General features: G+C 39.5%; 14 protein-coding genes. 4 read left to right on the top strand and 10 right to left on the bottom strand.

Going from position 1 to position 14,141, the window contains the following annotated elements; all coding sequences use genetic code 11:
• The first annotated feature begins 27 nt into the window (after positions 1–27).
• On the top strand, positions 28–804 hold the full coding sequence (locus FTU22_RS04535) for a class I SAM-dependent methyltransferase (protein ID WP_180093226.1): 777 nt from the start codon (positions 28–30) through the stop codon (positions 802–804).
• A 15-nt stretch (positions 805–819) separates the two neighbouring features.
• Positions 820–1,392 (top strand): hypothetical protein, encoded by a 573-nt coding sequence (locus FTU22_RS04530; protein WP_373886241.1) that lies wholly within the window; start codon positions 820–822, stop codon positions 1,390–1,392.
• 77 nt (positions 1,393–1,469) lie between these two features.
• Here FTU22_RS04530 and FTU22_RS04525 read toward each other — a convergent pair whose 3' ends face one another.
• The 3 genes from FTU22_RS04525 to FTU22_RS04515 all read right to left on the bottom strand — a co-directional run bounded on the left by FTU22_RS04525 (position 1,470) and on the right by FTU22_RS04515 (position 3,816).
• The gene (locus FTU22_RS04525) at positions 1,470–1,880 is read right to left on the bottom strand and encodes a GFA family protein (RefSeq protein ID WP_180093224.1); all 411 of its coding nucleotides are present in this window, start codon (positions 1,878–1,880) and stop codon (positions 1,470–1,472) included.
• Between the two features lie 73 nt (positions 1,881–1,953).
• On the bottom strand, positions 1,954–3,159 hold the full coding sequence (locus FTU22_RS04520; protein ID WP_180093222.1) for a TIGR03862 family flavoprotein: 1,206 nt from the start codon (positions 3,157–3,159) through the stop codon (positions 1,954–1,956).
• A 6-nt stretch (positions 3,160–3,165) separates the two neighbouring features.
• Complete coding sequence (locus FTU22_RS04515; protein WP_180093424.1) at positions 3,166–3,816, bottom strand: SAM-dependent methyltransferase; 651 nt, start codon at positions 3,814–3,816, stop codon at positions 3,166–3,168.
• An 83-nt stretch (positions 3,817–3,899) separates the two neighbouring features.
• Here FTU22_RS04515 and FTU22_RS04510 point away from each other — a divergent pair, with 83 nt between their 5' ends.
• Positions 3,900–4,085, top strand: coding sequence for a DNA gyrase inhibitor YacG (locus FTU22_RS04510; protein ID WP_078189771.1), 186 nt, complete (start codon positions 3,900–3,902; stop codon positions 4,083–4,085).
• 100 nt (positions 4,086–4,185) lie between these two features.
• Here the strand turns inward: FTU22_RS04510 and FTU22_RS04505 are convergent, their stop codons facing one another.
• The 5 genes from FTU22_RS04505 to FTU22_RS04485 all read right to left on the bottom strand — a co-directional run bounded on the left by FTU22_RS04505 (position 4,186) and on the right by FTU22_RS04485 (position 8,622).
• Complete coding sequence (locus FTU22_RS04505; RefSeq protein WP_078189772.1) at positions 4,186–4,830, bottom strand: MBL fold metallo-hydrolase; 645 nt, start codon at positions 4,828–4,830, stop codon at positions 4,186–4,188.
• Between the two features lie 12 nt (positions 4,831–4,842).
• Positions 4,843–5,865: a ferrochelatase gene (gene hemH, locus FTU22_RS04500; protein ID WP_180093220.1), complete on the bottom strand. Its 1,023-nt coding sequence runs from the start codon at positions 5,863–5,865 to the stop codon at positions 4,843–4,845.
• 65 nt (positions 5,866–5,930) lie between these two features.
• On the bottom strand, positions 5,931–6,959 hold the full coding sequence (locus FTU22_RS04495; RefSeq protein WP_067764038.1) for a DUF4062 domain-containing protein: 1,029 nt from the start codon (positions 6,957–6,959) through the stop codon (positions 5,931–5,933).
• Between the two features lie 121 nt (positions 6,960–7,080).
• Positions 7,081–7,965, bottom strand: a complete 885-nt coding sequence (gene murI, locus FTU22_RS04490) for a glutamate racemase (RefSeq protein ID WP_180024507.1) — start codon at positions 7,963–7,965, stop codon at positions 7,081–7,083.
• A 48-nt stretch (positions 7,966–8,013) separates the two neighbouring features.
• On the bottom strand, positions 8,014–8,622 hold the full coding sequence (locus FTU22_RS04485; RefSeq protein ID WP_078192804.1) for a DUF1285 domain-containing protein: 609 nt from the start codon (positions 8,620–8,622) through the stop codon (positions 8,014–8,016).
• 194 nt (positions 8,623–8,816) lie between these two features.
• On the opposite strand from FTU22_RS04485, the gene FTU22_RS04480 reads away from it, so the two are divergent.
• On the top strand, positions 8,817–10,529 hold the full coding sequence (locus FTU22_RS04480) for an electron transfer flavoprotein-ubiquinone oxidoreductase (RefSeq protein ID WP_067764047.1): 1,713 nt from the start codon (positions 8,817–8,819) through the stop codon (positions 10,527–10,529).
• An 838-nt stretch (positions 10,530–11,367) separates the two neighbouring features.
• Here the strand turns inward: FTU22_RS04480 and FTU22_RS04475 are convergent.
• A complete protein-coding gene (locus FTU22_RS04475) occupies positions 11,368–12,294 on the bottom strand; it encodes a hypothetical protein (RefSeq protein WP_218956296.1) in 927 nt (308 codons plus the stop codon).
• Positions 12,281–14,141, bottom strand: a 1,861-nt coding sequence (locus tag FTU22_RS16465) for a DUF2345 domain-containing protein (RefSeq protein WP_180093218.1), incomplete at its 5' end; no start/stop codon positions are given. The genes FTU22_RS04475 and FTU22_RS16465, both read right to left, overlap by 14 nt.

Below are 14,141 nucleotides of genomic sequence, written 5' to 3'. Positions count from 1 at the left end.
GGCCATACAGATTAAAAAGTGCAGAATATGACACATTCAATACATCCTGCCGCACAACAAGGCTTTAGCTCTGCAGCTGAACTCTATCAACAAGCCCGTCCTGACTACCCGATTGAAATCAGTGCGTGGCTACAACAACATTTAGCTTTAGCCCCTCAAGCCCATCTGGTGGACTTAGGCTCAGGTACAGGCAAATTTCTCGAGTATATTCGCCCACTCAGTGAGAATATCACCGCGATCGAACCTGTACATGAAATGCTGCAACAATTGCAGAAAAAACATCCGCATATTGCAACTATAGCCGCCCAAAGTGATCAGATTCCACTGCATGATCATTCTGTAGCAGCGGTATTTTGTGCCCAATCATTTCATTGGTTTGCCACCCCTGAAACCCTCAATGAAATCAGTCGTATCTTAGTTCCCAAGGGGGATCTTGTTTTGATTTGGAACCAGCGTGATATCCAAGTCAATTGGGTCAAACAACTCGCTGATGTCTTGAGTGAACTCGAAGGTGACACACCACGTTATCATAGTGGGCAATGGCAAAAAGTGTTTGAACAGCAGCAAACATTTAAATTAATTGCCGAAACGACCTTTCAACAATTGCATCATGGTACAGTGGAACACGTGGTTTCCAAACGATTATTGTCCACCAGTTTTATTGCAGCGTTAAGCACGGATGAACAACAAAAGCTGAAACAACAATTTGAAAATATCGTGGCTGAATCAACCCAAAAGACTGCACAGGATTTCATTGATTTTCCGTATATCACGCATGTCTATATCTTTAGAAAAACACATTAGGACACGATTATGCTCATGCCAATCTCTTTTAAAAAATTCAGTGTCGTCTTCTTCATGGGTACGGTGCTAGGACTCACTGCATGTGAAAAATCATCTAAAACGGTGGAACAAAATAGTGAAATCAGTTCCGACGATCAAATCATGAAAGAGCTAAATAGTGATCCTATTAAAAACTTTGCCAAGACCCCAGATGATCTACACGACTTAACGCTACTGACGCAATATGACGAGAGCTTTAGTCAAATTAGCGATGAGATGGAAGATGAGCTGATGAAACTGCGTGAGGAAGGCAAACTCACTGATGAATTTGCTACACAGCGTAAGCGTGACAACATCCAGTCGGCATTAAATATGCTCAAAGAACTCGAAATGAAAACTGAACAAGGCCGTTACATTCAAGGCTTGATGTACCAGTACTGGGACAATCAATCACAAATTTATCGTGAGAAAAATCAAGCAGCCGATGGTGAGTTAAAAAATCCTAGTGATAGTGTCAAAGGTCTCGGTCAGTTTATTCATGCACAAGAACAATTAGGTCATTGGCAGGAACAATATCCCGAGCTTAAACATCCTGCTCAAGCTCAATAAATTAAAAGTCGAAAAATGACTTAAACAAAAAGGGTTCCACGTGAACCCTTTTTTATTTAGAAATACAACGCAAAAAATTAAGGACGCTCTGCATATTGCGGTAAATCATCATGAATGCTTTCCCATTCTGCTTTCGAGCTGACGAATATATGGCAGACTGGTACTTGCTGTATAGGTGTATCCAGTGTTCCTATACGTAAGCGATAGTAATCCGGGGTATCGGTTTTAATACTCATAATTGGTGAACCACATTCCCCACAAAAACAACGCTGTGTGGTTGGTGAAGATTGAAACTTTTTCAATACCTGTTCACCCGACACAATTTTGAAATCTGCTTTGGCTATTGGAGCATTGGTCGCAAATGCCGTACCATTGGCTTTTCTGCACCGAGAACAATGACATTGCACGATCTCACCGATCGGACCATTAATTTCATAGCAGACCGCTCCACACAAGCAGCTTCCGGTATATTGTTCTTGTACGCGCATAGTGGTCTTTCTTAGAAGAATTTCATCTCAAAATATCATAACTCCTCAGCAAGATTGTGACAATTTGAAGCGCTTAGCTCTGCAAAGAAACCAGATAGTTTTGAACCCCTTCACCCGCTGCTCGACCGGTTGCAAGGCATGCTGTTAGCAAATAGCCTCCTGTAGGCGCATCCCAATCCAACATTTCTCCGCAGACAAATACAAAAGGATTGCTCTTCAATTGTAAGCCATCATTTAGGACTGAACGCTTCACACCACCTGCGCAGCTAATCGCCTCATCTATCGGGCGAAATCCATCAAGTTGAATATTTAAGTGTTTAATTTTCGCAGCAAGTAAGGCAGGTTCATGCCACAAAGATTTATCCACCAGTTCACGGACCAGTGCAGCTTTCGCCACATCTAAACCGGCTTTACGCCAAACATTGGTTAAAGATTGCTTTTTCGAAGGCTGTAATTTCTTAGCCAATTGTTCAACACTTTGATCTGGCAATAAGTCCAAAGTCAGCTGCATGGGCTGAGCAGATTTCACCTGTTGACGCAGTGCTCGACCTTGTTTGTAGATCAATCCACTTTCCAGTCCATAGTGTGAAATGATGATATCGCCTTGGGTCGGCTCGGCTTGCTCGACCCATGCACTGACCCGCTTTAAAGGCTGTCCAAACACAGGCTGCATGAACTTCGACCAAACGCGTTCCACGCCTGCATTACTGGCCTGAAAAGCTTCAATGCTCTCAGGCTGTAGCCATTTTTGCCATGCGCCATCACTGCCTAAACGTGACCAAGACACAGCCCCACACGCCATAATAATCGCATCAAAGCCAAGCGCTTGATTTGATCCATCAACAAGGTTTTGAATTGTCAGCTGATTGGACTGTAAGTCCAAAACTTGATGTCGATAATAAAACTGTACCCCGTCTAGACTAAGACGTTTTAACCAGGCACGCAGCAAAGGCGCAGCTTTCATTTCAATAGGAAAGACCCGACCCGATGAACCAATATAGGTTTCAATGCCCAACCCCTTCATCCATTGTTGAATCCATGCTGCATCCCACTGCTTAACCCATGGACTCAGCCATTCCACTTGATCATATCGCTGCACAAATTGTTCTATAGGTTCGGCATGGGAAATATTTAACCCCGTTTTACCTGCCATGAGAAATTTACGCGCCGCTGAAGGCTTTTGCTCATAAACATGTATCTCATAGTCATGCTGACTTAAGACTTCAGCCGCCATCAAGCCTGCCGGACCTGCACCAATAATTGCAATACGCTGAGTCATGCCCAATTATTCCGCCTGTTCTTTGACAGGATTTTGTCCCTGCAAAGGCTTAAAATCATCAAAACGTGTTACATAGTCAGCCGGTTTGGTAATGATTAACTGCTGACACAATTCACCACGTTCCAAATACTTAATTTCAAAATGCGTGCGTGCTGAAGTCTCTGCAATGCGTTCTTTGACAAAAGGCAGCTTCCAAACATCAATTAACTGCTGCTGCGCTTCCTCAATATATTCAGGAATATTACTCGCCAAGGTAATCTGACCACCCGGCTGCAAACGCGACAATAGAAATTCAAAAAACGGCATATTTAACCAGCGCTGTGCAGGATTATGTGGTTCAGGGTTTGGGTACAAAATAAAGAATTGCTGTACTTGCGCAGGATGTAAGGCATGTACTACCCAAGGAATCGCATCTGCATGAACAGGGCTAAGATTTTGCTGCCCTTCAATTTTATGCTGTTTTTGCATTGCCACAAATTTTTCACGTGTACGCTCTACTGCGATCAGCTGAAATTCAGGATGTTGTGCAGTGAATAGTAAGGCGTGTTTTCCTTTGCCTGCACCAATTTCCACACAAATTGGAGTTGGCTGAATGGACTGAAAATCACGGGGAGCATGCATACGCTGCGCTTGAAATTGACGAATAGGCATAAACAGATCAAACTAAACAGAACGGCATAAGTCTAACAACTGCGACTGTATTTGCCTAATTGAATCATCCGTTTTTGCTGGAGTTAAGCATGCCCACCACCATGAATTGTCCACGCTGCGGCGCATTGACGACTTGGGAAAATAATGAATATCGCCCGTTTTGCTCAGATCGTTGTAAATTGATTGATCTCGGTGCATGGGCCAATGATGAATATCGTCTGCCGACACAAGATGCACCTCAGGCTGATGGTGGCCGTGAAGAAGATCAGTTCTAAATACGTTTAGCTCAAATTTAAATATAAAAAAGTTCCAATAAAAAAGGTCTAACCATGTAGACCTTTTTTTATTTTACCCAATCAAGTTAAAGCGTATTGCTTAACCAGCTTTACCCGCAACAAAAGGATTGTGCTGCTTTTCATAGCCAATGGTACTCATTGGACCGTGCCCTGAAATAAACTGGGTGTCATCTGGCAAGCTAAAACATTCACGCTGAATGGAGTCGAGTAATTGTTGATGGTTACCACGCGGAAAGTCAGTACGGCCTATCGAGCCTTTAAATAACACATCACCCGTCCAAAGCACAGCATATTTTGCGTTATAGAACATGACGTGGCCTGGGGTATGCCCCGGTGCAAAACGAACTTCAAACTCTTCTGCACCCAGCTTCAAGGTTTCACCGCCTTCCAACCATTGGGTCACATGGACATTTTCAGGGATCGGGAAACCGTATTTCGCAGAAACCTCCTGAATCATGTCCAACCAAAACGCATCTTCTTTATGCGGACCAATCACCGGAACATTCCAAGCTTGGGTTAATGCCCCAACCGCACCCGCATGGTCTAAATGGCCATGCGTTAACCACAAGGCTTTGACCGTTAAACCGAGCGCTTCAACTTCGGCTTTTAATTTTTCCGGCTCTCCCCCTGCATCAATCAAGACCGCTTCTTTCGACTCAGAGTCCCAAACAATGGAACAGTTTTGTTGAAATGCCGTGACGGGCACGATTTTAACTTGCAACATAGGGCGAAAACCTCAAGGCGATGAATGGGCTAATGTTTGCTTTAAGGCATCAAGATTAGCTTGAAGTAACAAATTGAGCAATCCAACATGATCATCCCGCGCATTTAATGCGGGAATATAACCATATTCGCCACCTCCTGCTGCTTGGAAAATTTCAGCATTTTGCAGCGCCAACTCTTCTAGCGTTTCCAAACAATCCGCTGAAAATGCTGGGCTCATGACCTGTACCGATTTCACGCCTTGTTTGCCCCATGCTTCCAAGGTGGCATCAGTATAAGGCTTCACCCACTCTTGCTTACCAAAACGCGATTGGAAACTAATTTCATACTGTTCAGCAGTTAAACCCAAGGCTTTTGCAACCAAATGCCCAGTCACACGGCAACGATCTGCATAGGGATCACCTTTATCGGCATAAGGCTGTGGAATACCGTGGAATGACATCAATAATTTATCTGGCACACCATGTTTAGCTTGATAATCACGCACACTTTGCGCCAAGGCCTGTATAAACACAGGATGCTGGTAATAGTCACGAATAATGCTCAGACCCGGTAAATTACGCTGCTGTGGAATCCATTTAGCAATCGCATCGTATAAAGGTGCCGTAGATGTTGCTGAATACTGTGGAAACAACGGAAATAATAGAATGTGGTCTTGAGGCTGCTCAGCCAATTGCGCTAAAGCGGCAGAAATCCCTGGATTACCATAAGTCATTGCAGGAATCACATTCAGTTCAAATTCTGGATATTTTGCTGTGAGATGCTGTTTTACTGCGGCGACTTGCTCAAATAAAATTTCACGCATGGGCGAATCATTACCCCAAACCATGTCATAAGCATGTGCAACACGTTTAGGGCGAAATGGCAAAATAAACAAACGTAGAATGATTTGCCATATCGGTTTCGGGATTTCAATCACTCGCTGATCTGACAAAAACTGTTGCAGAAAACGACGCACTGCGGGCACAGTTGGCGCATCAGGCGTACCTAGATTCGCCAGAATAATGGTGACTTTAGCTTTCTCGACAGGCAACATTACGCTTTTTCCATCAATTTGAATGACGCTAATGTAGCAGCTTTTAATCCATTTAATAAAATAGATTAATATGCAGATTTAAATTGAAAAACTCGATCATTATCAAGCAAATTACTTTCTAGTAATTTTTGACCTTTACTGGTCACTTGCCACAACATCCGCTGACGATCATCTCGGCCATTGGGCACAATCCAGTCATTCTGCCGCATCTGACTTTTAATGCTGTGTAAAGCACGAATATTCACTTGTGCCCGTGCAACCGCATGAGCACGTGGCATCTCAATACGTGCATCATCCAAACCTGTTTCATTCAAAAACTCATTCATTCGTTTAGAGAAGAATTCTTCAGGGGTTGGATTAACAAAGGTTGCGCCTAAAATCGACAAGAGCTGCGCCCACGTCATTTTCTTCTGTACTTTTAATTCTTTGAAATTACCATCTTGATAAGCGTGCATGCGGTATTCAAATGAAAATAGTTCATGCATCGACACTTTTGGTAAAGATAGGAATGGATCAACTTCGCGTTTTCCAGACTCTGTTTCGAGTTGAACTAACTGGGCTTTTAAACGATCAATTTCATCATGTAAAGCTTGAGTATTCTGTGGACGCACCCAACCTGTAACAGGATAGCGTTCTAGCATTTGTGGCATGTTCAATCGAACTGCCATTTCTAAATCACGCAAACTACGATAGGTAAAAACTTGATCGACTTCATTTTGTAATAGTTTTCTAAATTCTTTAAATTTTTCACGAAGTTCAGGTTTAGCATCATGTAAGGCATCATCACGTGAATCTGGATCATCATGCATAAACACAATGACAGGTTTTTGCTTGGTCACCGCATAGATGTATTCAAGGTGCATATAGCCCACACCAGACACAGACTGCTCACCGTATTGACTACCCAATAAAATCATCACATAGTCACAATCGTCAATTTGACGACGTGCAAAAGCAGTGCTCAATGGTGTGCGTTGTTCTAGCCCCCATGAGAAAAACCCCATTCCCACAAGCGTCTGAGCCAAAATGATCCGTTCTGGCTGCATTTCGCTACCAGATGTGGAAATGAATACTTGATAACGCTTATCGAGCATTAGTGATCCTCTCCCGCTGCATAACGCACTCAGCATCGAATTGATCTTAGCTGGAAAATGCGACATGACTACCCCAATAAAAAACTAATTTTTTCATTTAACGTTGTCCAAAATGACTGATTTAGTCTTCTGAACTTATAAGTCCGATGTTGGCAATGTTCCAAGAAATATCATCTTGAATCAGGCGCGCCACAACCGGTTTTAAATTTTCCGCATTATTGCCACTGACATAGCACTCTATACGCAAACAATTTTCTCTTTTCTGATCAAATAATAACTCATTTTTAATCAAAATTCGGGCTGTTTGTCGTGCAACTGCAAAACCTGAGTCAATTAATGTCAGCTTCTGACCAAAAATATACTGAATTGCCGATTTTAGGAAGGGGTAATGTGTACATCCAAGCACTAAAAAATCTGCACCTTGATTTACAACTGGCTGTAAAACATCAGTTAATGTGTTAAGACAAGCCTCACTCATCTGCGCACCCGCTTCGACAAAGGGTACTAATTCCAAACTGGTAACAGTCAGAACATTGACCCCTGCCGGCTCAGCAAAACGATGCATCACATCTTTAATCAACTTTCCCCGAAATGTCGCAGGGGTTGCAAGAACAGCCACTGTTTTACTTTTTGTTTGCAGAACGGCAGGTTTTAACGCCGGAACTAAACCAATAATGGGGAAGTTCTCCCCATAATGTTCACGCAAATAATCCAAACTAAAAGCAGATGCCGTGTTACATGCCACGACAGCGACTTTACAGCCTTGGCGGTATAACCACTCTATGGCATGTGCAGTCAACTCACGTATATTTTGATCATCACGTGGCCCATAGGGTACATGTGCAGTATCGGCATAATACACAATGCGTTCATTCGGCAAGTAGCGCGCAATTTCTAAAGCCACAGATAGGCCACCAATCCCCGAATCAAATAAACCGATCGGTGCATCTGCGCCAGCTTTCGGCATGGGTACATCCAGTGGGTAAATGGGGTGAATGGCGGTCATAGGGTCACTTATATATTGTTCAGAATGACAAGGTGGAAAGCTTAAACCTCAGGTGCCTAATTGCAAGCGCAAATCACCACTTTGTAACACTAAAATGGATTCACCTTTTTCATTTTCAAGCAGTTCACCCATCTCAACCAAATGAAAGAATGCGGCACGCTGGATCAGTGCATTAATTCCAAAACGCACATGTACATAAGGGCGCAATTCACCTTGATATTCACGCATAAAAATAGGATGTTCATCATCCACAACAATCACGTCTTGTGTTGTGGTTGTAAACTGGATATAGCGCTTGTTTTCTAGCTCAAGCGTATCGACTTGATTAACAAATAAAGGCTCATCTTCTACCTGTATTTCAATTTGTTCCACAGGGGTTTTTAAATAGAATTTCCCATCTTCTTTCCAAAGCACGGTTGAGAACAGATCAATGAGTGCTTGCCGCTTGATCAATTGACCATCGTGCCACCATTCTCCATTGGCTAAAACCTTCAAATCCATTGCACCACAATGCTTTGGATGCCATTGATCTAATGGAGGGATTGACCTTTTGTGACCGGACTGTCCATCTTTTAAGTATTGTGCAATGTTCATTAAATTTCTATCATCCCTATTAATGAATTTTTTCGTCGGGTTTTCGTTCAATTGCTGCTTCATCCGCCTAATAAATACCTTAGTGACGGAAAAATAATATGATTCAGCCAATTGGCTAGAACTCGGTTTAAAACTATACTAGCCCACAATATCAAAGACACGATAGAAAAATTGTGTCTGGGCATTAAGAACACTCATGGCAGCACCATTTAAATGAATTGAATGGATGCCACCTTCCGAAATATGAGGAGTCCTACATGGAACACATCGAACGTGAATCGATGGAGTTTGACGTAGTTATCGTCGGTGCAGGTCCTGCCGGCCTATCTGCTGCGATTAAAATTCGTCAACTTGCAATTGAAAATAACCTAAACGATCTGTCCGTTTGTGTCGTGGAAAAGGGCTCCGAAGTAGGTGCGCATATTCTATCGGGTGCTGTGCTTGAACCCCGCGCGATGAATGAATTGTTCCCAGATTGGAAAGAACAAGGCGCACCGTTAAATGTGCCTGTGACTGAAGATAAAACCTTCTTCTTATTGTCTGATGAAAAATCACAAGAAGCACCGCATTGGATGGTGCCAAAAACCATGCATAACGATGGCAACTATGTTATTTCGTTAGGTAACGTGGTTCGCTGGTTAGGTGCTAAAGCTGAAGAATTAGAAGTGTCTATTTTCCCAGGCTTTGCAGCATCTGAAATCCTTTACCATGAAGATGGTACTGTGAAAGGTATTCAGACTGGTGACATGGGCATTGGTAAAGATGGCGAACCAACGCATAACTTTACTCCTGGCTATGAACTTCATGCCAAATACACATTATTTGCTGAAGGCTGTCGTGGTCACTTAGGTAAACGTCTGATTGCTCAGTTCAACTTAGATAAGGATGCTGATCCGCAACATTACGGTATTGGTATTAAAGAACTTTGGGAAATCGATCCTGCTAAGCACAAACCAGGTTTGGTGATGCACGGTGCAGGTTGGCCTTTAAGTGAAACAGGTTCTTCAGGCGGTTGGTGGTTATACCACGCTGAAAACAACCAAGTGACGTTGGGTATGATCGTTGACTTGTCATACACCAATCCACACATGTATCCATTTATGGAAATGCAGCGTTGGAAAACACATCCACTGATCAAGCAATATCTTGAGGGTGGTAAACGTATTTCTTATGGCGCACGTGCGGTTGTAAAAGGTGGCTTCAACTCACTACCTAAATTCACTTTCCCAGGTGGTAGCTTAATTGGTGATGACGCAGGTTTCCTAAACTTTGCGAAAATCAAAGGCTCTCATACAGCAATGAAATCAGGCATGCTGTGCGGTGAAGCTGTATTTGAAGCGATTGCTGCTGGTGTGGAAAAAGGTGGTGACCTTGCCATTGCACGTGTAACTGAAGGTGAAGACTTCTTCGCTAAAGAGTTAACTGCGTACACAGACAAGTTCAATAACAGTTGGTTGAAAGAAGAGTTATATAACTCTCGTAACTTCGGCCCTGCTATGCATAAGTTTGGTCAATGGATGGGTGGTGCGTTCAACTTTGTTGATCAAAACATCTTTAAAGTGCCATTCACACTGCATGACTTACAGCCAGACTTCAGCGCTTTAAAAACTGTCGATGCTGCGAACTTCAAACCGAATTACCCAAAACCAGATGGTAAAATTACATTTGACCGTTTGTCTTCAGTATTCGTATCGAATACCGTTCACGAAGAGAACCAACCTGCTCACTTGAAACTGACAGATGCTTCTATTCCAGTAAATGTGAACTTACCAAAATGGGATGAGCCTGCTCAGCGCTACTGTCCTGCTGGTGTTTATGAAATTATGGAAGAGAATGACGGTTCTAAACGTTTCCAAATTAACGCGGCCAACTGTGTACACTGTAAAACGTGTGACATCAAAGATCCGTCTCAAAACATTACTTGGGTAACACCTGAGGGTGGCGGTGGTCCTAATTACCCTAACATGTAATCTCTCTTGAGATAAAAATAAACCCGCTTAGGCGGGTTTATTTTTTAATATACAATCACACTCTTTAAATAAATATTATTACAAAAAAACTAATTCCTATAAAAAATGAATTTCATAAGTATTTCATTTAAAATAATTATCAATGTATTATTTTATATCCACTAGATTTAGATATTTTATAAATAATTAAAAGAAATAATCTCACTAAGCCTAAATACAAATTTAAATTTCATCTATATAGTAATATAATTTTTTAGACCCTTCTATTTTATAATAATTAATTTTAATATCTCTAGACTTTTCCATATTACAAAGCTTACTTACAACTTCATCTCCTCCACCGTACATTGTAACTTCCTTATTTTCGATCAGAAAATTAAACGATGTAGGCTCTTCATAATTTCGATGAATTTTTTCCAACTTATATTTTAAGGTTAGATCTTTTATCTTAGAAAAATCAGTACTATTAAATGGAAAAATCCCCCTATTACACCCCCCCTAAAAAAAGCGCTTGTTTATTTTTCTCGTATAAATATGCTATTTTTTCGTCATCAGCATATACATGCGAGCTAATGAGCACTATAAATAACAATCTAAAAACACCAACAAAATTCATCATAGCTCAATTTATTTATTAAAAATAAAATACATAATTTTTTTAAAATCAAACCCACTAAATAAAATTAAAAAATCAATATCAACAAAAACCATTGCAAGAAAGTTTAAATAATTAAAAAATCAGAATAAAATTCCGCCTACAAAATTATTACTTCAAACATTAAAAATACAATTCCCCTGCACAAAAAAATGTGAAAAAAACAAATATACGACATGCAATTCATTTAGAATAAATAAATTCATTCAAACTAGTTAAATAATGAAAATCACCTGCAATAATACTTGGCGATAGCACTCTAAGATCCATAACAACATAATATTTTAGCTCTGCATCATCTATAATTTTTTGATATTCTTCTAGCTTATCCATTTCATTTTTATCTAACTTGAAATGAATACTTTTTTTCATTTTCCCAGGTAATATTAGATTGTTTAATAAATCCTCATTTTTCTCTATCAAATTATATTTATTCAAACTAAATTTAAAAGATGCATTCAAACCATCCCTAATCACTAAATTTGATATTATTTTACTTCTTCTATTTTCATTACTCACCTCCCAATCATTAACCCCAGTGATTAATATATCTTGCCCAGATAAATTCTCAAATATCAATTCTAAAACATAATCAGATTCACTTTTTTTTATTTTAGTAATAATTTTAAACCCTATTTCCATTTTACTTTCACTGGAATTAATAAAATTTATTTTTTTTTCATTAAACCATTTTAAAACTTCCTGCCCATTACTGTCTTTTGAATTAAAAAGTATTGAAGAAACAGTATTCTCACCTGAAATTTCAAAAAATCTAAAATTTAGCTTCTTATCTTTACTACTTTTGACATCATATTTTTTATTAAGCAAGAAAATTTTTTTTCCATATTTGTCATAATCTTCAGCCTCTTTTTCGGTTAAGCTTTTAACAATCAAACCGACTCCGTTTATTTTATTATTTTTACTACCTATTCTATCTACTGTAGAATTTTTCAAATAAAATTCTTTACCATTATTAGCCCAAAATTTTTCTATAAGAGGATTACCCCAATAATTTGGATATGTACTCGTGTAAAACTCTTGATTATTTTTCGCCATTGATATAGTACTCATAAATAAAATTAAAACCATTATAAATTTAAGATTTAACATCCCAATTAATCCCTGTTTCTTTTTCAAACCAATCTCGAATTTGATGCAGATAATATTCATGCATTTGTGGATTTTTAATTAAAGTTCCTTCACCCATTAAATTATTTTTTGAATTTCTTTTCCAAAAATCTGCAGGCTCTGCAATCTTAAGATCTATTTGATATGGTGGATTACTTGTAGCTAAAGTATATCTTTGATTTACTGCTCCCCCATAAGCAAAATACTCATCTGGCCAATTAAATAAATGACCAGATTCATGCGCATGTATATTATTCGACATCCAACTTGGCTCAAATTTCCAACATCCGAAGTCATATTGTTGAAAATCAGTTAATGAAGTTGAGTTTTCAATAAATTCATAAATTTGATAGTAATCAGTTACCTGTTTTTTCGATGCTTCGTATTCTGCTGTAGCATTTATAGACCAATTACTTGAATCCGCACGTGTACTTAATTTGTATATATTAACCTCATGACCATCTTGTGCTTCTACAACTTCCAACCAAACTGGAACTTTACACGTACATTTTGATTGAGCACAGTTTTTCGGATATAAATAAAAATTATTTTTATTTAAAATTTTCTCAATTTCAGATTTAGCTTTATTAAAGTCAAACCAATCTTTATATGGAATTTCTATATCCTCAAAAGAAAACATGGAATTTTGCAAATCTAAGCTAGAATCATATGGTAATTCTACTTCTATACCACTTTTATTAGTAACTATCTGGTTATTATTGTCAACTAAGACACGCTTTTTTCCTTTAAAAGATATCTTTGTTGTTACTGTTAAGAGGTTTTTAAGTGGATCAAACTTAATATCAAATGGTTGGCTTATCTCTGAATAATCATAAAATTTGACTTTATACCTCTTTGAATTTTCATAATAGTCAACATAACCATCTTCTAAAGTTTCATTTTTTTCTATACCTATTGATATTAAATTTCCGTTTTCATCCGTATCTACAATTTTCCCAGAAAGAGCTTCTGGTAGATAATCAACTATACTAATTGGTTTTAATAAAGATGAACAACTATTTCCATGTAATGCTGAATCATTCAACGCCGTGGATGACTCAGCATTAGATATATATTCGGTATTTGAATTTGATTGTTTTAACCTTATAGGACATTCGCTCACTGAATTTTCTTTGATTTTCAGTGCAGGTAAATTTACATTCAAAGTGGGAATCTTGTTCCCTCCCACAAACTTATGCTGCCCCGCCTTCACTTCAAACTTACCGCTAGTAGTAGGCAATACACCTCCACTACTAATCTCAATCTGACTACCACCCGCAACTAAAACAATTTTTTTGCTCGCTTTGATTTCAACTTTATCTTCCGTGGAAATAATTTGAATACCTTTTCGGGCAATCAAATCTGCCCCATCTCCTTGGGCTTGGATTTCAACTTTGCCTTTGCCTGCATAAGCTCTTAATCCCTCTTGTGCTGCAAATAGACTGATCTTGCTTTGTGCATGGGCAATTAAGGATTTTTGACTGCTGAGGTTGATACTATCGCCTGCACTTTGGCTGATTTGTCCATCTGCTGAAAGATGAATATCTTCCTGACTACTCACAGCAATTGAGTTCGGTGCAGATAAAATCATTAAGGCTTGTTTAAAGGCATCAGCTTTTTCTTTACTGCCTTTTTCGATTTGTGCAAGGAAGTTTTTTAGGTTATCTAAGACTTCAAGCGGGTCAGTTTGTTGATTTTTAGACACTTCACTTAAGGCTTTACTGCTGTTTAAGTTGGCTTCGATTTGATCTTTCGCCGCTTGTGCATCGAGGTGCATTGCCGCTGCTTGTTGTTGTGGGTGTGTGCTGACAAGTAGCCCCTGTCCTGCA

This window comes from Acinetobacter sp. YH12076, from assembly GCF_013419525.1.
In the GTDB taxonomy this organism is placed as follows: Bacteria; Pseudomonadota; Gammaproteobacteria; order Pseudomonadales; family Moraxellaceae; genus Acinetobacter; species Acinetobacter amyesii.
This window is presented reverse-complemented; position numbering and strand designations above follow the sequence as displayed.